General features: G+C 71.9%; 18 protein-coding genes. 14 read left to right on the top strand and 4 right to left on the bottom strand.

Going from position 1 to position 18,169, the window contains the following annotated elements:
- Window positions 1-25: 25 nt before the first annotated feature.
- Window positions 26-1,426 carry an amino acid permease gene (locus tag RT2_RS11800; protein WP_072844967.1) on the bottom strand — a complete coding sequence of 467 codons (1,401 nt, stop codon included), beginning with the start codon at window positions 1,424-1,426 and terminating at the stop codon, window positions 26-28.
- A 72-nt stretch (window positions 1,427-1,498) separates the two neighbouring features.
- Here RT2_RS11800 and RT2_RS11805 point away from each other — a divergent pair, with 72 nt between their 5' ends.
- The 8 genes from RT2_RS11805 (at window position 1,499) to RT2_RS11840 (ending at window position 8,829) form a co-directional block, all read left to right on the top strand.
- Window positions 1,499-2,773, top strand: a complete 1,275-nt coding sequence (locus RT2_RS11805; RefSeq protein ID WP_072844968.1) for a glutamate-5-semialdehyde dehydrogenase — start codon at window positions 1,499-1,501, stop codon at window positions 2,771-2,773.
- A gap of 63 nt (window positions 2,774-2,836) precedes the next feature.
- Window positions 2,837-3,721 (top strand): AAA family ATPase, encoded by an 885-nt coding sequence (locus RT2_RS11810; protein WP_425439075.1) that lies wholly within the window; start codon window positions 2,837-2,839, stop codon window positions 3,719-3,721.
- A gap of 14 nt (window positions 3,722-3,735) precedes the next feature.
- On the top strand, window positions 3,736-5,178 hold the full coding sequence (locus RT2_RS11815; RefSeq protein WP_072844970.1) for a vWA domain-containing protein: 1,443 nt from the start codon (window positions 3,736-3,738) through the stop codon (window positions 5,176-5,178).
- Window positions 5,179-5,358: 180 nt separating this feature from the next.
- On the top strand, window positions 5,359-6,033 hold the full coding sequence (nadD, locus tag RT2_RS11820) for a nicotinate-nucleotide adenylyltransferase (protein WP_245709525.1): 675 nt from the start codon (window positions 5,359-5,361) through the stop codon (window positions 6,031-6,033).
- Entirely contained in the window at window positions 6,034-6,465 is a 432-nt protein-coding gene (rsfS, locus tag RT2_RS11825; protein ID WP_072844972.1) for a ribosome silencing factor, read from the top strand.
- Window positions 6,462-7,130: a histidine phosphatase family protein gene (locus RT2_RS11830; protein ID WP_072844973.1), complete on the top strand. Its 669-nt coding sequence runs from the start codon at window positions 6,462-6,464 to the stop codon at window positions 7,128-7,130. The genes rsfS and RT2_RS11830 overlap by 4 nt, the downstream gene beginning before the upstream one ends.
- Window positions 7,120-7,950 (top strand): diglucosylglycerate octanoyltransferase, encoded by an 831-nt coding sequence (gene octT, locus RT2_RS11835; RefSeq protein WP_072844974.1) that lies wholly within the window; start codon window positions 7,120-7,122, stop codon window positions 7,948-7,950. The genes RT2_RS11830 and octT overlap by 11 nt, the downstream gene beginning before the upstream one ends.
- A 6-nt stretch (window positions 7,951-7,956) precedes the next feature.
- Window positions 7,957-8,829, top strand: a complete 873-nt coding sequence (locus RT2_RS11840) for a DegV family protein (protein WP_072844975.1) — start codon at window positions 7,957-7,959, stop codon at window positions 8,827-8,829.
- Window positions 8,830-9,057: 228 nt separating this feature from the next.
- Here RT2_RS11840 and RT2_RS11845 read toward each other — a convergent pair whose 3' ends face one another.
- Window positions 9,058-9,633, bottom strand: coding sequence for an Rv1352/Rv1906c domain-containing protein (locus RT2_RS11845; protein ID WP_072844976.1), 576 nt, complete (start codon window positions 9,631-9,633; stop codon window positions 9,058-9,060).
- A 400-nt stretch (window positions 9,634-10,033) separates the two neighbouring features.
- Here RT2_RS11845 and RT2_RS11850 point away from each other — a divergent pair, with 400 nt between their 5' ends.
- From RT2_RS11850 to RT2_RS11865, 4 genes are read left to right on the top strand one after another with little or no spacing between them, the layout of a single operon-like run.
- A complete protein-coding gene (locus RT2_RS11850) occupies window positions 10,034-10,972 on the top strand; it encodes a ComEA family DNA-binding protein (RefSeq protein WP_072844977.1) in 939 nt (312 codons plus the stop codon).
- On the top strand, window positions 10,973-13,399 hold the full coding sequence (locus tag RT2_RS11855) for a ComEC/Rec2 family competence protein (protein ID WP_072844978.1): 2,427 nt from the start codon (window positions 10,973-10,975) through the stop codon (window positions 13,397-13,399).
- A complete protein-coding gene (gene holA / locus RT2_RS11860; protein WP_072844979.1) occupies window positions 13,396-14,364 on the top strand; it encodes a DNA polymerase III subunit delta in 969 nt (322 codons plus the stop codon). Before RT2_RS11855 ends, holA begins: the two co-directional genes overlap by 4 nt.
- A gap of 38 nt (window positions 14,365-14,402) precedes the next feature.
- On the top strand, window positions 14,403-15,170 hold the full coding sequence (locus RT2_RS11865) for a class I SAM-dependent methyltransferase (RefSeq protein WP_072844980.1): 768 nt from the start codon (window positions 14,403-14,405) through the stop codon (window positions 15,168-15,170).
- Window positions 15,171-15,298: 128 nt separating this feature from the next.
- Here the strand turns inward: RT2_RS11865 and rpsT are convergent, their stop codons facing one another.
- Window positions 15,299-15,559: a 30S ribosomal protein S20 gene (gene rpsT, locus RT2_RS11870; RefSeq protein WP_072844981.1), complete on the bottom strand. Its 261-nt coding sequence runs from the start codon at window positions 15,557-15,559 to the stop codon at window positions 15,299-15,301.
- Window positions 15,560-15,912: 353 nt separating this feature from the next.
- On the opposite strand from rpsT, the gene RT2_RS11875 reads away from it, so the two are divergent.
- Window positions 15,913-16,686 carry an aquaporin gene (locus RT2_RS11875; protein WP_072844982.1) on the top strand — a complete coding sequence of 258 codons (774 nt, stop codon included), beginning with the start codon at window positions 15,913-15,915 and terminating at the stop codon, window positions 16,684-16,686.
- A 117-nt stretch (window positions 16,687-16,803) separates the two neighbouring features.
- Here RT2_RS11875 and RT2_RS11880 read toward each other — a convergent pair whose 3' ends face one another.
- Window positions 16,804-17,370: a type II toxin-antitoxin system PemK/MazF family toxin gene (locus RT2_RS11880; RefSeq protein WP_072844983.1), complete on the bottom strand. Its 567-nt coding sequence runs from the start codon at window positions 17,368-17,370 to the stop codon at window positions 16,804-16,806.
- A 396-nt stretch (window positions 17,371-17,766) separates the two neighbouring features.
- Between RT2_RS11880 and RT2_RS11885 the strand changes: the two genes are divergently transcribed.
- Complete coding sequence (locus tag RT2_RS11885) at window positions 17,767-18,003, top strand: PLD nuclease N-terminal domain-containing protein (RefSeq protein ID WP_072845025.1); 237 nt, start codon at window positions 17,767-17,769, stop codon at window positions 18,001-18,003.
- Window positions 18,004-18,169 lie beyond the last annotated feature (166 nt).

The raw sequence follows: 18,169 nt of genomic DNA on the forward strand, positions 1-18,169 counted from the left end.
TGCCGGGAGGCGGCCGGGGAACGGCTCAGACCGTCGTCGTCGCCTTCTCCTCGCGGGACCGGAGCAGGAGGTAACCGCCGCAGACGATCACCGCGAAGACCGCGCCGACGAGCAGTGCGGTGCGGCCGGCGGAACTGAAGAACAGCAGCACCAGGACCCCCGCCAGGAAGGCCAGCGCCAGCCAGTTGGTCACCGGCGCGCCCGGCAGTCGGTAGTCCACCGCGGGCAGGCGACCGGCCCGCACCTCGTTCCGGTACCGCAGGTGGCAGACCAGGATGGTGCCCCACACGAAGATGATCCCGACGGTGGAGACCGACGTGATGTAGAGGAAGGCCCGGTCCGGGGAGATCACGTTGACCACCACGCCGATCAGCATCACACCTGCGGACAGGGCGATGCCGGGCAGCGGCACCGACCGGCCGCTGAGCCCGCCCAGCGCCGCCGGGGCCTCCTGACGCAGTGACAGGCTGCGCAGCATCCGGCCGGTGGAGTAGATGCCCGAGTTGCACGACGACAGCGCCGCGGTGAGCAGTACGAAGTTCATGATCCCGGCGGCGGCCGGGATGCCGATCTGCTGCAGCACCTCCACGAACGGGCTGAACCCGGCACGGAAGTCGCGCCAGCTGGCCACCGACATGATCACCACCAGCGACCCGACGTAGAACAGCCCGATCCGCAGCGGTAGCGAGTTGATCGCCTTGCGCAGCGTCGGCTTGGGATCGCGGGCCTCACCCGCGGTGACCCCGATCAACTCCACACCGACGTAGGCGAACATCACGATCTGCAGGCTCATCAGCGCGGCCCCGAACCCGTTGGGAAACACGCCGCCGTCCGCCCACAGATTCGTCACCGTCGGATTGGTGGCCTGGCCGAAGCCCAGGGTGAGCACGCCGATGCCGATCAGGATCATGCCGATGATCGCGGTGATCTTGATCGCCGCGAACCAGAACTCGGCCTCGCCGAACAGCTTCACCGAGATCAGGTTGGCGCCGAACAGCAGCGCCAGCACCACCAGCGCCGTCAACCAGGTGGGTACCGCCGGAAACCAGAACTCCACGTACTTGCCGGCGACCGTGATCTCGGCCATGCACGTGGCCGTCCACACCGCCCAGTACGTCCAGCCGGTGACGAACCCGAAGAACCGGCCGAGGAACTCCTCTGCGTACTCGCCGAAGCTGCCCGAGACCGCGCGGTAGGTGAGCAGTTCGCCCAGCGCGCGCATGATCACGAACACCGCCAGTCCGGCCGCGAGGTAGGCCAGGATCAGGGACGGGCCGGCGGACTCGATGGCGGCGCCGGAGCCGTAGAAAAGGCCCGTCCCGATGGCGCCGCCGATGGCGATCATCTGGATGGTGCGCGAGTTCAACCCGCGGCTGTAGCCCTCGGACTCGTCGGCGCGGAGCGCCTCGTCGGTTGTCTTTGTCATGGGCTGCCTTCGTTGGTGCGCGGAGCGTTGGGCCGGTCGATTATGCGCCGGTCGGGTCGTTACCCTGTATTCATGACCGCGGTGAACGAACCTCTGCAGGTGACCAGCGACGTCCGTGAGGCCGTGCACGAGGCCGCGCGTCGCGCCCGCGTGGCGTCCCGGGTGCTCGCACTCCTCACGACCGCCGAGAAGGATCGCGCGCTGGGTGCGGCCGCCGACGCGCTCCTCGCGGCGACGGACACGGTGCTCGCCGCCAACGCCCGCGACATCGACGTCGCGCGGGCCGGCGGCACCGAGGAGAGCCTGCTCGACCGGCTGCGGCTGACCGCGGACCGGGTCGAGGGCATCGCGTCGGGGCTGCGTCAGGTCGCCGGCCTCGCCGACCCGGTCGGCGGGGTGGTCCGCGGCTCGACGCTGCCGAACGGCCTGGAGATCCGTCAGGTCCGGGTGCCGCTCGGGGTGGTCGGCATGGTCTACGAGGCCCGCCCCAACGTCACCGTCGACGCGTTCGGCCTGGCCCTCAAGTCCGGCAACGCGGCTCTGCTCCGCGGTTCGTCGTCCGCGGCGCACTCGAACGCGGCCCTGGTCGAGGTGCTCCGCGGCGCACTGACCTCGCAGGGTCTTCCTGCCGACGCGGTGCAGTTGCTGCCCAGCGAGGACCGTTCCAGCGTCACGCACCTGATCCAAGCCCGCGGCCTGGTGGACGTGGTGATCCCACGCGGCGGTGCCGGCCTGATCAACGCCGTGGTGCGGGACGCGACCGTGCCGACCATCGAGACCGGCGTCGGCAACTGCCACGTCTACGTGCACGCCGCGGCGGACCTCGCGATGGCCGAGAAGATCGTGATCAACGCCAAGACCCGCCGGCCCAGCGTGTGCAACACCGCCGAGACCATCCTGGTGGACCGGGCCATCGCCGACGTGGCGGTGCCGGCCCTGACCCAGGCGCTCCAGGCTCACAGCGTCGTCATCCACGGCGACCTGCCCGGCCAGGTGCCCGCCACCGAGGCCGACTGGTCCGAGGAGTACCTGACCCTCGACGTCGCGCTCAAGGTGGTCGACGGGCTGGACGAGGCGGTCGAGCACATCGACCGCTACGGCACCGGCCACACCGAGGCCATCGTCACCGGCGACCTGGCCGCGGCCCGGGAGTTCACCGCCCGGGTGGACGCCGCCGCGGTGATGGTCAACGCCTCGACCGCCTTCACCGACGGCGAGCAGTTCGGTTTCGGCGCGGAGATCGGCATCTCCACCCAGAAGCTGCACGCCCGCGGACCGATGGGTCTCGGCGAACTCACCTCCACCAAGTGGACCGTGTGGGGCGACGGGCACGTCCGCCCGGTCTGATCCGAGCACAACCCGACCTTGATCGACCAAACCTGAGGAGCCAGTGTGGACCGCGCCCTGCCGATGACGCCGCCGATCTTCGCGAGCGTCGACGAGGTGATCACCCGGCTCGCCGAGACGGGGTACCTGGCCGACAAGGCCACCGCGACCGCGGTGTACCTCGCCGACCGGCTCGGCAAGCCGCTGCTGATCGAGGGCCCGGCCGGTGTGGGCAAGACCGAGCTGTCGCGGGCCGTCGCGCAGACCGCGGGCGCCGAACTGGTGCGGCTGCAGTGCTACGAGGGCGTCGACGAGTCGCGGGCTCTCTACGAGTGGAACCACGCCAAGCAGATCCTGCGGATCCAGGCCGGCGGGGCCGGTGCGGCGGCGGGGGACGCCGCCAGCTGGGACGCCACCAAGCTGGACGTCTTCTCCGAGGAGTTCCTGCTGCCGCGGCCGTTGCTCACCGCGATCCGCCGCGAGGACCCGACCGTCCTGCTGATCGACGAGGTGGACAAGGCCGACGTCGAGATCGAGGGCCTGCTGCTCGAGGTGCTCAGCGACTTCGCGGTCACGGTGCCCGAGCTCGGCACCATCGTCGCGACCCGCAAGCCGTTCGCGGTGCTCACCTCCAACGCGACGAGGGAGCTGTCCGAGGCGCTCAAGCGCCGCTGCCTGTTCCTGCACCTGGACTTCCCGGACGCGGAGCTCGAGCGCCGCATCCTGGCCAGCCGGGTCCCCGAGCTGCCGGAGGCGGTGGCCGAGCAGCTCGTCAACACCGTCCGGGTGCTGCGCGGCATGCAGCTCAAGAAGCTGCCGTCGGTCGCCGAGACCATCGACTGGGGCCGCACCCTGCTGGCGCTGGGGATGGACACCCTCGACGATGACGCGGTCCGTGCCACCATGGGAGTGATCCTCAAGCACCGATCCGACCAGCAGCGCGCCGCCGCCGAACTGCGACTGAACTGACGTAGGAGCCCCGCATGGCCGTCACCGCCGCCGCCTCGGGCGGACCCGCCGCCCCGTACGGCCTGCCCGGGCACCTCGTGGACTTCGTCGAGGCGCTGCGTCGACGCGGGATTCCCGTCGGCCCGTCGGAGACGGTGGACGCCGGTCAGGTGATGTCGGTGCTCGACCTGCTGGACCGCGAAGCCCTGCGCGAGGGCCTGGCCTGCTCGTTGCTGCGTCGGCCGACGCACCGTGCCACCTTCGACGCACTGTTCGACCTGTGGTTCCCGGCCGCGGTCGGGGTGCGCGACGGCGGCGCCGTTGACCTGCAGATTCCGCGGCGGCCCGACGGCACCGTGGATTTCGACGCGCTGCGTGAGCTCATCGCCGGGCTGCTGGCGGACGGCTCCGCGGAGTCGCTGGAACTCACCGAGAAGCTGACCGCGCAGCTGGTCGAGCAGCTCGGCCAGTACCAGTCGTCGAAGGGCCCGTCGTTCTCGGCGTACCAGGCGCTGCGGGACGTGGCACCGGAGACGCTGGTCGAGCGGATCCTCGACGGGCTGCTCGGCAACCGGGTCGAGGGCCAGCACGACGCGGGCGACTACGCCACCGAGGTGGCCCGGCGCACCGCCGCGCAGCGGGTCGCGGACTTCCGGAAGCTGGTCGAGCAGGAGACCCGGCGCCGCTCCGCCGAGCAGCTCGGCAAGGAACGGGTGGCCACCTACGGGGTGCCGCGGCTCGCCGAGGAGGTCGACTTCCTGCGGGCGTCCGACTCCGAGCTCGTCGCGCTGCGCCGCACCGTCACCCCACTCGCCCGCAAGCTCGCCAGCAGGCTGGCCGCCCGCCGCAAGCGCAGCCGTGCCGGCGCGATCGACCTGCGCAAGACGCTGCGCAAGTCGATGTCCACCGGCGGTGTCCCGATCGACCTGGTCCAGCGCAAGCCCCGGCCTGCCCGGCCGGAGCTGGTGGTGCTGTGCGACGTGTCCGGTTCGGTCGCCGGCTTCAGCAACTTCACGCTGCTACTGGTGCACGCGCTGCGCGAGCAGTTCTCCCGGGTGCGGGTGTTCGCGTTCATCGACACCACCGACGAGGTCACCCGGTTCTTCGACGCCGGCGCCGACCTCGGCTCGGCGATGTCCCGGATGATCCGCGAGGCCGACCTGATCACGTACGACGGGCACTCGGACTACGGCAACGCGCTCGGGGTGTTCGCCGAGCGGTTCGCGCACAGCCTCACCAGCAAGTCGTCGCTGTTGATCCTGGGCGACGCGCGGAACAACTACCGGGACCCGAACCTGACGGCGCTGACCCACCTGGCCGCGGTCGCCAAGCACACGCACTGGCTGAACCCGGAGCCGACCGGGCAGTGGGGCAGCGGCGACTCGGCCGCGCTGGTGTACGCCGACGCGGTGACGATGCACGAGTGCCGCTCGGCGAGCCAGCTGGCCACGGTGGTCGAGCGACTGCTGCCGGTCTGACCACGCGAGCGGGAGGCGGCGACGCACCGACCAGTAAGCTGGTCACTCGTGCAGGACGAAGTGGGTGCGACGAAGAGCGGCTCGGCGACGACGCCGCAGCCTCGTGCGGCGGAGCCGTTGTCGCCAGGTGCGGCGGAGCCGAGGCGGACCGGTGTGGCAAAGCCGAGACGGCTCGGCGTCATGGGCGGCACCTTCGACCCCATCCACCATGGACACCTCGTGGCGGCCAGTGAGGTCTCGGACCGATTCGGGCTCGACGAAGTGATCTTCGTCCCCACCGGCCAGCCCTGGCAGAAGGAGGCGCGCAGCGTCAGCCCGGCCGAGGACCGGTACCTGATGACGGTCATCGCAACCGCCTCCAACCCGGGGTTTTCCGTCAGCCGCGTCGACGTGGACCGGGAGAAGGCGACCTACACCGTCGACACCCTGCGGGACCTGCGGGCGCAGCACCCGGACGCCGAGTTGTACTTCATCACCGGTGCGGATGCGCTGGAAAACATCCTTTCCTGGCAGAATTGGGAGGAGCTGTTCCAGCTGGCGAGGTTCGTCGGCGTGTCCCGGCCCGGTTTCGAGCTCGGCATCGAGCATCTCGCCGACCACTTGGCCGATCTGCCCAAGGGTGCGCTGACGCTCGTCGAGGTGCCCGCGCTGGCGATCTCCTCGACCGAGTGCCGGCTCCGGGCCAGCGAGAACCGACCCGTCTGGTACCTGGTGCCCGACGGGGTGGTCCAGTACATCTCCAAACGCAACCTCTACCGGCCGCTCGACGCAGAGCGGCTCGACGGGGCCGTCACGGTGTCGCAACCGGCACCGCACAAGATCCACCCCCAACCGCAGAACCTGGAGAACACTTAAGTGAGCGCATCCGCCGAAGCCACCGAAATGTCGCGCATCGCCGCGCTGGCAGCCGACGAGAAGCTGGCCACCGAGGTGGTCGTTCTCGACGTCTCGGAGCAGCTCGTCATCACTGACTGCTTCGTCATCGCCTCGGCGTCGAACGAGCGTCAGGTCAACTCGATCGTCGACAACGTGGAGGAGAAGCTCCGCGAGGCCGGGCACAAGCCGGTCCGCAAGGAGGGCACCCGCGAGGGCCGCTGGGCGCTGCTCGACTACATCGACATGGTCGTGCACATCCAGCACAGCGACGAGCGCGAGTTCTACGGCCTCGAGCGGCTGTGGAAGGACTGCCCGGTCGTCCCCGTCGAGGGCATCGAGGCCACCCCGCGACCCGCCGTCGACGACGAGGAGAACGCGAACCTCAACGACCGCGACGAGCCCACGCAGTGACAGCACGCCCCTCGCACGGTGTCCCGGTCCGGCGGCTGATCCTGCTCCGCCACGGGCAGACCGAGTACAACGCCGGCGACCGGATGCAGGGTCAGCTCGACACCGACCTGTCCGAGCTGGGCCGGTTTCAGGCCAAGTCCGCGGCGCGGGCCCTGGCCGAGCGCCGGCCCGCCGAGGTCGTCTCCTCGGACCTGCGGCGCGCGCTGGACACCGCGACCGCGCTCGCCGAGCAGTCGGGGTTGACCGTCAGCACCGACGAGCGGCTCCGCGAGACGCATCTCGGTGAGTGGCAGGGGCTGACCCACACCCAGGTCGACGAGCGCGACCCCGGTGCCCGGGCGGCCTGGCGCGCCGACGCGCGCTGGGCCCCGCCCGGCGGCGAGAGCCGGATCGACGTCGCGCGGCGGTCCGCCCCCGTGGTCGCCGAACTGGTCGCGCAGCGCCCGGAGTGGGGCGAGGCGCCCCTCGTCCTGGTGGCGCACGGCGGACTGATCGCGGCGCTGACCGCCACGCTCCTGGACCTGCCGGTGGACCGCTGGGCCGTGCTCGGGGGCCTGGGCAACACCAGTTGGGTGCAGCTGAGCGGACACGGCGAACCCGATGCACTCGGCTGGCGGCTGGACGTTTGGAACGCGTCGGCTAACGTAGCCAGCGATGTCCTCTGAACTAGATTCCTCGCCGGCGTCTGACGCCGCCCGCCCGGTTCTTCTGGTGCTCGCCGACTCGCTGTCGTACTTCGGGCCGAAGGGCGGGCTGCCCGCCGACCACCCACGGATCTGGCCGAACCTTGTTGCCGCCGAACTCGGGTGGGACGTGGAGCTCGTCGCCCGGATCGGCTGGACGAGCCGCGACGCCTACTGGGCGTTGATCCAGGACCCGCGGGTGTGGGCGACGGTGCCGCGCGCGGCCGCCGTGGTCTTCGCCGTCGGCGGCATGGACTCGCTGCCGTCGCCGATCCCCACCGCGCTGCGTGAGCAGATCCGGTACGTCCGGCCGCCCGCGCTGCGCCGGGTGGTCCGGTCCGGTTACCAGTGGCTGCAGCCGCGCCTCGCGCCGCTCGGCTGGCCGGTCGCGCTGCCCCCGAAGCTGAGCGTCGAGTACCTGGAGAGTTCCCGCGCCGCGCTCGAGTACATGCGACCGGAGCTGCCGGTGATCGGCGCGCTGCCGTCCGTGCACCGCAGCGACGCCTACGCGAGCGTCCACGCCGGCCGTGCCGGTGCGGTCCGGGCCCTGCAGGCGTGGGGAGCGGAGAAGCAGGTGCCGCTCGTCGACCTCGGTGAGGCGGTGCGCGAGAACGTCTTCTCCGACCGGGGCAACCCGGACGGCATCCACTGGGGCTGGGAGGGACACGAGCGGGTGGCCGCGGCGATGCTCGCGGCGATCCGGTCGGCGATGCCCGCCGACGCGGTGCCTGCGCCTTCATCGCCGCTTCCCTCAGAGCCGCTGCCCTTCGAGCCGCTGCCCTCGGCCGACGGCGCCCGGTAGCCCGCCGTGCCCGTCGTCGTCGTCACCGACTCCTCGGCGTGCCTGGCGCCGGAACTGGCGCGCGCACACGGCATCCGGGTGGTGCCGATGCATCTGCTGGTGGACGGCCACGACCTGCGCGAGGGCGTGGACGAGATGCCCGCCGACCTGTCGTCCGGCGCGGTGGTCACCACCTCGGGTGCCTCGCCCGGCGAACTCGCCGAGGCCTACGCCCGCGCGCTCGAGGACAGTGAGGGCGACGGCGTGCTGGCGGTGCACCTCTCCCGGCAGCTGTCCGGCACCTGGGAGGCCGGCCGTCAGGCCGCGCAGGCCTTCGACGGCAAGGTCCGGATCGTCGACTCCCAGTCCACCGCAATGGGAACGGGCTACCCGGCGCTGGCCGCCGCCCGCGTCTCGCAGGCCGGAGGCGGACTCAAGGCCGTGTACCAGCGGGCCGTCGACGTGGCCAGCCGAGGCAAGGCCCTGATCATGGTGGACCGCCTCGAACAGCTGTGCCGGGGCGGGCGCATCGGCACCGCTGCGGCGCTGCTCGGGACCGCGCTGGCGGTCAAGCCGGTGCTGCACCTGGTGGACGGCAAGCTGGTGCTCAAGGAGAAGACCCGCACCATGACCAAGGCGCTGGCCCGACTCGTCGACAGCGCGGTGGACCTGGCGGCCGGGGGCGAGGCCGCGGTGGCCGTGCACCACCTGCAGGCACCCGAGCGCGCCGAGGAGGTCGCGGCGGCGCTGCAGGCCCGGATCGAGGGCATCACCGAGGTGGTGGTCGGCGAGTTCGGCATGGTGCTCGGCGCGCACGTCGGGCCCGGCGCAATCGGTGTGCTGGTGTTCCCCGGCGGTGCGGGCGCGGGGGACTGGGCCGACGTGGACGACCAGGGCTGACTGCACAAGCGCGAAATCTGCCCGCGGTGTTGCCTCGTCGACTGGGGCGCATGAGCCCGCAGTTCTTGCTTCGGGCGCCGCATCCACGCTTGCGTGAATGCGGCGCCGTCACCTGGACGTCGGGCTACATCCACAGCGTGACCGCTGGGCGCACGAGCCTCGCATCACCCATTTGAGATTCGATGCCGGGCCCCCTTCGAAGCTCGACTTCGACGTGGAGCGGTGGGGCTAGTTCGCGCCGGGTTCGCCTGTGGTCCCGACGGGCGCATCAGGGTCATAGGTGGGGTACTCCGTCGTGGTCCAGCAGCAGGTCGGCGTCACGTAGGCCGTCGTGGTCGGCGTCGTCGTGTACGGCGGTAGCTGCTGTTCGTTGGTACGCGGCGGAGTCCACGGCGGCGGGGACTGCGGGGCGTCGTCGGACGATCCGACGGGGCCGAGTGATCCGAAGTCGAGTGCTCCGAGCGAGCCGAGGCCGCCGGTCTCTCCGCTTCTTGTCCAGTCGCCGCAGTTCCAGGTGGTGAACATTGCGTCGGTCTTCCTGATCTCAACCCAGGGCTGCCTGCCTTCCTGGACCTGAATGAGCTTTCCAGATGCCGCCAGCTCGTACCTCTGCCACATGCAGTAGCCGACACCCGGAGCCGTGTACACGCCAGGCTTGAAGGCCTGGCCGACGAGGTAGCTGCCGTCGCCCTGGGTTGCCGGGGCCGTGGGCGATGCGCTGGCGGTGCTCATCGTGACGACGGCAGCAGCCGCGATCGCAATGCCGGCGGTTGCGAGTCCTGCGAGCCTGGTGGGTTTGTTCATTCGTCCCGTCCTGTCTGATGCGCGGCTTTCGCCCTTCTGGGGTTGGACCCCGGCAGATCCCACCATGACGAGTGCAGGGAGCATGGCACTTCGGGAAACTGCGACGCTGACTGTGCCGAGTCCGATTGTGCGACAGGTCATTGGCGGGGCCTGCGGGACCGACCCGTCGGGCGACAGGGCCGGTAGCGCGACCATCGCTGTGACGGTTGGGCCTTCGTGTCAGGTTGCGTTTCGTGCAGCGGCTCGGAACTTCCTGTCCTGGCCTGCGCTCTCCCGGGTCTGACCTGGGTTGACTTCTCCGGCTCGGCGATATCCACAGCCCCGCGGTCGATCCACAGGCGAGTTGTTCCTCCAGGTCGCGCCGCCGGGCCTTCGCCCGCTCGGACCTAACGTCCTAGGCATGCGGAGCACCGACGAGGCGAGGGACCGGATCAGGCAGCGACTGGACGCGCTCACCGGCGGCGTCCCGGGGGTCCGGGCCGGCTCATCGGCCGACGGGTCGAATCCGGACGACGACGGGATGCGGCAGCCCGGCTGGCTGGAGTCAGACGGCGCCGCGGACGAACCGCCCCGGCCACGCGCGAGGTTCGCCCCGGGCCGCGGCGGCGTGATCGCGCTCGTGGTGGTCGGTGTCGTCGCGGCCGGCGTCGGACTGGTGGGCGCCTGGCGGGACCGCCCCTCGGCGCAGGCGGTGGCCCCGCTGCCGCAGGTGCAGACCGACGGGGTGCTCGCCGCCGGGGACCCGACGGCCGGACCGGCCGCCTCGGGCCCGCCCGACCCACCGACCGCACCGGGACCGACCTCCGTGCCCGCCGCGCCCGCGGACCTGGTGGTCAGCGTGGTCGGACTGGTGCAGACGTCGGGCCTGGTCCACCTGCCCGACGGGTCCCGGATCGCGGACGCACTGGCCGCGGCGGGTGGGCCCCGCGAGGGCGCCGACCTGCTCGGGCTGAACATGGCCCAGCGCGTCGCGGACGGCGACCAGATCCTGGTCGGGGTGGCGCCCGCCGACGGCAGACCCGTCACCGCAGGCAGCGGCACGGTCCGCGCGGGCGCCGCCGGTTCCGGCGCGGCGGGCCAGGCCGGGGTGGGGGAGGCCGGGCCGGGGGCGTCCGGGGGCGGCGTCGCCGGCGGCGGTGGCCCCGGAGGGAAGGTGGACCTGAACACGGCGACGGCCGAGCAACTCGACGCGCTGCCGGGGGTGGGGCCGGTGACCGCCGCTGCAATCCTCGCCTGGCGCACGGCCAACGGGAGGTTCACGGATGTCGAGCAACTCGGCGAGGTGGACGGCATCGGCCCGGCGCGGCTGGAGAAGCTCCGCGACCTCGTCGCCGTGTAGATGACCACCCCGGAGGCGCGCGCCCTGGACCTGCGGTTGCTTCCGTCGGCGCTGATGTGCTGGGCCGCAACGGTGTTCGGGATCCAGTTCGGGTGGCGGGCGGCACTGTGGCTGGCGGTCGGGATGGCCGCCGTCGCGGCGCTCGCGGCGGGGATCGGTGTCCGGGCGGGTGTTCGTGACCGTCTTCGGCGCGAGGATCCAGGCCCGGCAGGTGGCCGCGCCGCTCGGAGCGGGTCCGGTGTGCGGGTGACCGTGTCGGCGGGAATGCTCGCGGCGCTGCTGGTCGGGGCGGGCTTCGCGGTCGCGGTCGCGGCCCGGGAGCACGCGGCGGCGGCACATCCACTCGCGGCGGTCGCGGCGCGCGGCGGTCACGCCAACGTCACCCTCGCTCCCGTGGAGGACCCGCGTCCGGTGCGTTCGCCGTCCGGGGACACGGTGCTGATCCGGGCGACACTGCGCTCGATGGAGATCGGCGGCGCCGAGGTGGAGGTGGGCGGCACGGTGGTGCTGTTCGCCCCGGCGGAGGGCTGGCGCGACCTGCTGCCGCGCCAGCGGGTGCGCCTGCGCGCCGAGGTCGGCACGCCCCTGCGCCGCGACCTCACCGTCGCGGTGCTCCGGGCGGGCGGGCCGCCACGCTCGGTTGCCCAGGCGTCGTGGGCGCAGCGCGCGGCCGGGCTGGTCCGGCAGCGGTTCGCGGCCGCGTCCGCCGCGGCGCTGCCACCCGACCCGGCGGGCCTGCTGCCCGGTCTGGTGGTCGGGGACACCTCGGCGCTGCCGACGGGCGTACGCGACGACTTCACCGTCGCCGGGCTGACCCACCTGACCGCCGTGTCCGGGGCCAACGTCTCGATCCTGATCGGCGCGGTGCTGCTGGTCCTGCGGGCGCTTGCGCTGGGTCCGCGTACCTGCGTGGCCGTCGCGGCGATTGCGTTGGTGGCCTTCGTGATCGTGGCCCGGCCGTCGCCGAGCGTGCTCCGGGCCGCGATGATGGGGGCGGTGGGGCTGCTGGCCTTGGTCACCGGCAGGCGCAAGCAGGCGATGCCCGCGCTCGGCGCCGCGGTGATCGTGTTGCTCGCCGTGGCGCCGGCGCTGGCGGTGGACTTCGGGTTCGGGTTGTCGGTGGCGGCGACCGCGGCGCTGGTGCTGCTCGCGCCCGGCTGGGCGCAGGGGCTGCGGTCGCGCGGCTGGCCCCGCACGGTCGCCGAGGCGGTGGCGGTGGCGTCCGCCGCGCACGTGGTCACCGCCCCGATCGTCGCCGCGATGTCCGGCACGGTGAGCACGGTCGCGGTCCTGGCGAACCTCGCGGCGGCGCCGGTGGTGGCCTTCGTGACGGTGGTCGGCGCGCTCGCCGCCCTCGGCGCGGCGGCCTGGCCGCCGCTCGGCGAACTGGTGGCGCACGCCGCCGGCCCCCCGCTCTGGTGGCTGCTGTGGGTGGCCCGCCGCGCCGCCGCCGTCCCGGGCGCGACGGTGTCGGTGCCCTCGGGACCGGTGGGCGCTGCCGTCGTGGCCGCGGCGATGCTCGCCCTGTGGGCGGCGGTGCGGGCGCGCCGGGTCCGGTGGCTGGTGGCTGCGGCGGTGCTGGGTCTGGCGGCCGTGTGGGTGCCGGTCCGGGTGGTGTGGCCGGGCTGGCCGGTCGGCGACTGGGTGCTGGTGGCGTGCGACGTCGGGCAGGGAGACGCCTTGGTGCTGGCGGCCGGCGGCGGCGCCGCGGTGGTGGTCGACGCCGGACCCGACCCCGGCCCCGTCGCCGGGTGCCTGGACCGGCTCGGGGTGCGGGAGGTGGCGGCAGTGGTCCTCACCCACCTGCACGCCGATCACGTGGCCGGACTGCCCGGCGTGCTGCGGGGCCGCCGGGTGCAGGAGCTGGTGCTCGGACCGATGCGGTTGCCGGAGTACCGGTTCCGTCAGGTCCGCGGCCAGGCCGCGTCGGCCGGGGTGTCGGTGCGGACGGCCCGGGCGGGGGAGCAGCTGCGGGTGGGACGGCTGACGATGCGGGTGCTCGGGCCGACCCTGCCCGCGCCGCGGGACCCGGCGGACGGCGCCGACGCGGCGAACGACCAGTCCCTGGTGCTGTCGGTGGACACCGACGTGGGCCGGGTCCTGCTCACCGGGGATGTCGAGGCGGACGGCCAGCGAGACCTGCTGCGGGACGGCGCGCCGGTGCGCGCGGACGTCCTCAAGCTGCCGCACCACGGTTCGCGCACCACCACGCCGGAGTTCCTGCGCGCGGTCGGGGCGGGTCTGGTGCTGGTCTCGGTGGGCGCCGGCAACACCTTCGGGCACCCCAATCCCGGGGTGCTCGAGGAGATCCGGCGCTCGGGCGCGACGGTGGCGCGGACCGACCTCAGCGGCGACCTCGCGGTGAGCCGGTCGGGCGGCGGGGCCACTGCCATCAGCCACCGTCGGCGTGGGACCATCGTCCGGTGAGTCAGAGCACCCCGCCCGCGCAGCTGCACCTGGTCCTCGGAGACGAGGAACTGCTGGTCGAACGAGCCGTCGCCGCCATCGTCGCGGGGGTGCGGGCCGGCTCCGCCAACGGTGACGACCTGCCGGTGACCCGGCTGCGCGCCGGCGACACCAGCGGCCCCGAGCTGGCCGAGCTGCTCAGCCCGTCCCTGTTCGCCGAGGACCGGGTGATCGTGCTCGAGTCCGCGGCCGAGGCGGGCAAGGACGCGGTCGCCCTGGTGCTCGACGCGGCCGCCGCGCCGCCCGAGGGATTCGTGCTGGTCATCCTGCACTCCGGCGGCGGCCGGGCCAAGGCCATGGTCGGCGCGCTGCAGAAGTCCGGGGCGGTGACGCACGAGTGCGCGAAGCTCAAGGCCGGTGAGCGCACCGACTTCGTCCGCGGCGAGTTCCGCGCCGCGGGGGTGCGGGTGTCTCCGGAGGTGATCGAGGTGGTGCTCGACGCCGTCGGCTCCGACCTCCGGGAGCTGGCCGCCGCGTGCTCGCAGCTCGCGTCGGACACCGGCGGCGTGATCGACGCCGCCGCGGTGCAGCGGTACTACTCCGGCAAGGCCGAGGTCTCGGGTTTCGACGTCGCTGAGCTGGCCGTCACCGGGGACCGGGCGGCGGCGATGGAGTCGCTGCGCTGGGCGATGCTGCGCGGCGTCCCGCACGTCCTGCTCGCCGACGCCCTCGCGGACGCGGTGCACACGGTCGCCCGGGTGGCCTCCGCCGGGCGCGGCGATCCGTTCCGGATGGCGTCCGAGCTCGGCATGCCGCCGTGGAAGATCAAGAAGGCGCAGGCCCAGGCCCGCGGCTGGCGACCCGAGACCATCGGGGAGGCGCTCGGCGTGGTCGCGCAGCTCAACGCGGACGTCAAGGGTGCGGCCGCGGACGCCGACTACGCGGTCGAGTACGCGGTGGCACGAATCGTGGAGTTGCACAACTAGATCCGGATCACCGTCGGTGGCGAAGGAAGCGAGACGACATGACGGAGAGCGCCAGTGACCCCGCGCTCGACCGAGCCCTGGCGCTGGTCCGGCCGGCCGACCTCGCCGCGGATGCGCGCACGGACGAGGGCTTCCTGGACCTGATCGGCGACCGGGAGGCGCCGCGCCCGACGGCCGCGCAACACGCCATGAACAACGGCTTCGTCGCCGCAATCTACGAAAACCTCTGGCGTCCGGTGGGCGCGGCCGCGATGGGCGTGGGTGGCCTGTCCGGGGAGTCGGAGCGGGAGCGGGCCGCAGCCGACCTCGCGCTCGGCGGCGAGCAGCGTGTCCTCGACGTGGCGTGCGGGCCGGGGAACTTCACCCACTTCTTCGGGACGCAGCTCACCGGCGACGGGATCGCGGTGGGCCTCGACATCTCCCGGCCGATGCTCGCGCAGGCGGTCCGGCGTAACCGCGGAGAGCGGGTCGCCTACGTGCGCGGTGACGCCCGGCACCTGCCCTTCGACGACGGCACGTTCGACGCGGTGTGCTGCTACGCCGCGCTGTACCTGGTTCCGGAACCGCTGACGATCGTCAACGAGCTGATCCGGGTGCTCGCGCCGGGAGGCCGGATCGCGGTGATGACGAGCTACGGGCGCGGACGCGAACCGGTGCGCTCGGCGCTGTCACTGGTCGCCGGGACCCTCGGCGTCCGGATGTTCGACCGGGACACGCTGCCGGCGATCTTCCACGCCGCTGGTCTGACCGGCGTGCGTCAGCAGTTCCACGGCCTCGCGCAGTTCCTCGGTGCAGCCAAGCCGTAGACCTGCGCAGCGACACCTGACTGTGAGCGGCCACACCACCGTGAGCTGTCACACCCAACGAAGAAGAGACGCGAAAAGCCGCCCGGTCGAGTGACCGGGCGGCTTTTCGAGCCGTAACGCGAGTTACGTCAGAGCTTGTTGGCGGCCAGCGCGAGGGCCGACTTCTTGTTGGCAGCCTGGTTGGCGTGGATGACGCCCTTGCTGGCAGCCTTGTCGAGCTTGCGGCTCACGCTGAGGAGGAGGGCGCCGGCCTTTTCCTTGTCACCGGCGGCCGCGGCCTCGCGGAAGGAACGGATCGCGGTACGCAGCGAAGACTTCACCGACTGGTTGCGCAGTCGCTGACGCTCGTTGGTACGGATCCGCTTCACCTGGGACTTGATGTTGGCCACGCGTAAAATCCTGTCGTCTTTGCTGGTTTCTGTCAAAGAAGCTTCGGGCGCACACGGGCGCCGAACTTCGAGATTACCAGGCATGGTTGTCTGATCCCAAACCGGCGCGCGAACGCTGGCCGCGCAGCTGCGGTCCGGGTCATGGTTACGGGTCTGGGTGTGTCGCACGGTGTTCGGTACCGCCGACGCAATGACACAGTACCCGCTCGACCGGTCCGGGCCCGCATTGCGTGTTGTCTGGGTGTGTGCCGACACGCTAGTTGATCTTGTTGTTCCGGTCACATGCCTCGCGTAACGTCCGCCGAGAAGTCTTCTGGCACATCCCGACCTCACACTCGAAGCAAAGGTGGCACATGTCTCCTACAGCGCAGGAGTTCGTCGAGAAGGAACCGATCTCCGATGCGAAGAAGTACATCGCAGAAGGCATCGGCACATTTGTCCTGGTATTCGCCTCGGTCGGAACCGCGGTGGTGGCCGGCCCCAAGGTCGGCAACCTCGGCGTGGCGCTGGCTTTCGGTCTCACCCTGCTCTTCCTGGTCTACGCGATCGGCCCGATCTCCGGTTGCCACGTCAACCCGGCCGTCACCTTCGGGCACTTCCTGCTGGGACGCCTGAGCGCGGCGAAGGCCGGCCTCTACGTGGTCGCCCAGGTGTTCGGCGGTCTGGTTGCCGGCGTGGTGCTGTACTCGGTGGCCCAGAGCCTGCCGTCATACGACCGCGAGTCGATGGGACTCGGCGCCAACGGCTGGGGCGCGCACAGCCCGTCCGCCATCAAGGGCCCGCTCGGCGGGGTGCTCGAGAACGGCTACGGCATGGCCGCGATGATCATCGTCGAGGTGCTGCTCACCGCGTTGCTGGTGTTCGTGGTGCTGGCATCCACCGACCAGATCTCGGACGTGCCGCTGGCCGGCATCTCCATCGGCTTCACCCTGGCGGTGATCCACCTGATGTCGATCCCGATCGACAACACCTCGGTCAACCCGGCGCGGAGCATCGCGGTCGCGCCGTACCAGGTCGGCGCGGTCCCGCAGTTGTGGGCGTTCATCGTCTTCCCGCTGATCGGCGGCGCACTCGGGGCGCTGGCCTACCGTGGACTGTTCGGTCGCTACGACCGGCTGCAGTCCTGACCTGCTGAAGTCCTGATCCGAGGACACTCTCCGGCCGGAGGGCACCGTGGCGCGGTTCGACCGCGCGACGGTGCCCTCCGGCCGTTTCGGGACCAGGTTGTTCGAGACGGGTGGCCGTCAGCTCCAGCTGTAGTCGGAGCGCAGCCGCGCGGCGACCTTGTCGAAGCGCTTGCGGTCGAGGACGGCCCCCTCGCGGCGGATACCGGACTCCGGGACGTCGAGCACCCGGTCCAGGCGCACCCAGCTGGGCCGCCCGTCCTCGTCCCACGGCCCGGCGCCCAGGCCCAGCCAGTTCCGCTCGTCGCCGCGGCCCGCGTTCGAGGACAGCATCAACCCCAGCAGGGTGCCGCCGTCGCGCCCGACCACCAGCACCGGGCGGTCCTTGCCCTGGCTGGCGTCCTCCTCGTAGGCGACCCACGTCCACACCACCTCGCCCGGGTCGGCGCGGCCGTCGAGATCGGGGGAGTACTCGACGCGTCGGGCGCGGTGCGCGGTCGGCACCATCGTCGACGCCACCGGCCGCCCGGGTGTCACCGTCCGGGTCGGGTTGGTGCCCTTGGGTTTCCCGGCCTCGCCGCGTCCGCCCAGCAGACCCGACTTCTGCAGCTCGGCCAGCAGTCGGGGGCCGTGCTGTCGCGCCAGGTTGCCGAGTTGTGTGCCGATCGCCTTCCAGCTCTGTGCCATGGGGTTCAACCTAACCGTGCGCACGGACGCCGCTCGGTGCGGCCATGACGTGCCGGCGCCTGCCGCTGATTCGTGAGGAGTCCGCGGGTTTCGCGGGAGATTGTCCGTTCAGGCAGGAGACGTGGGTTCCTGCCAGGTCGGTTCGTAGATCAGTGGGTCCGGGGGTTCCTCGGCAGGTGGCGGCGGGGCCGCGGACCGCCGCCGCCATCCATCCCCGGCTTTCGAACATGGGCACTGGGCAACGCCGGAAAGTCCAGCAGGTCACCATCCTTCGATGGTCGATCGAAGCCGGCTCTCGTTGCTGTGGAGTGGGAAGTTCTCGCGGTAGAGGCGAAGCCGGGCGCCGTCGTCGGCCGCCCGGTAACGTCCGGCGGCAACCGCGGGGAGGATTCCGGCATGGATGACGGGACTGTCAATCCGACGCTGCCACTGGCCTACGACATCGCCTTCACCGCCGTCGCAGTCGTGTGGATCGCGTTGACGACCGCGGCACTGGTCTCGGTGTCCCGCTCCGAACCTGATCGCGCCGGGTCGAGGTACTGGTGGTGTGCGGTTGTCGTTGTGCTGCCCTTTCTCGGCGCCCTGGCCTGGTTCCTGTTCGGTGCCCCGCGACGCCAGGGCGCCCGGCGGTAGGACGCCCTGGGCACAGCACTTCCGGCCGCCGGGTCGGCGCGCACCTCCTTGGCCGCGTCGACCATGCTGCGCAGCGACGCCTCCACCTCGGACGGCCCGCGGATCGTCATGCCGCGGTCGGGGTGGACCCGGGGTCGTTGCACAGGCCATCAGTGCCTCGGGGCTC

Source organism: Rhodococcus tukisamuensis NBRC 100609 (assembly GCF_001894985.1).
In the GTDB taxonomy this organism is placed as follows: domain Bacteria; phylum Actinomycetota; class Actinomycetes; order Mycobacteriales; family Mycobacteriaceae; genus Rhodococcus_G; species Rhodococcus_G tukisamuensis.

Bases quoted from the DNA above. Each gene is read 5' to 3' on its own strand.
- RT2_RS11800 (WP_072844967.1), bottom strand. From the start codon at position 1,426: ATGACAAAGACAACCGACGAGGCGCTCCGCGCCGACGAGTCCGAGGGC.
- RT2_RS11805 (WP_072844968.1), top strand. From the start codon at position 1,499: ATGACCGCGGTGAACGAACCTCTGCAGGTGACCAGCGACGTCCGTGAG.
- RT2_RS11810 (WP_425439075.1), top strand. From the start codon at position 2,837: ATGACGCCGCCGATCTTCGCGAGCGTCGACGAGGTGATCACCCGGCTC.
- RT2_RS11815 (WP_072844970.1), top strand. From the start codon at position 3,736: ATGGCCGTCACCGCCGCCGCCTCGGGCGGACCCGCCGCCCCGTACGGC.
- nadD (WP_245709525.1), top strand. From the start codon at position 5,359: ATGGGCGGCACCTTCGACCCCATCCACCATGGACACCTCGTGGCGGCC.
- octT (WP_072844974.1), top strand. From the start codon at position 7,120: ATGTCCTCTGAACTAGATTCCTCGCCGGCGTCTGACGCCGCCCGCCCG.
- RT2_RS11845 (WP_072844976.1), bottom strand. From the start codon at position 9,633: ATGAACAAACCCACCAGGCTCGCAGGACTCGCAACCGCCGGCATTGCG.
- RT2_RS11850 (WP_072844977.1), top strand. From the start codon at position 10,034: ATGCGGAGCACCGACGAGGCGAGGGACCGGATCAGGCAGCGACTGGAC.
- RT2_RS11855 (WP_072844978.1), top strand. From the start codon at position 10,973: ATGACCACCCCGGAGGCGCGCGCCCTGGACCTGCGGTTGCTTCCGTCG.
- RT2_RS11865 (WP_072844980.1), top strand. From the start codon at position 14,403: ATGACGGAGAGCGCCAGTGACCCCGCGCTCGACCGAGCCCTGGCGCTG.
- RT2_RS11875 (WP_072844982.1), top strand. From the start codon at position 15,913: ATGTCTCCTACAGCGCAGGAGTTCGTCGAGAAGGAACCGATCTCCGAT.
- RT2_RS11880 (WP_072844983.1), bottom strand. From the start codon at position 17,370: ATGGCACAGAGCTGGAAGGCGATCGGCACACAACTCGGCAACCTGGCG.
- RT2_RS11885 (WP_072845025.1), top strand. From the start codon at position 17,767: ATGGATGACGGGACTGTCAATCCGACGCTGCCACTGGCCTACGACATC.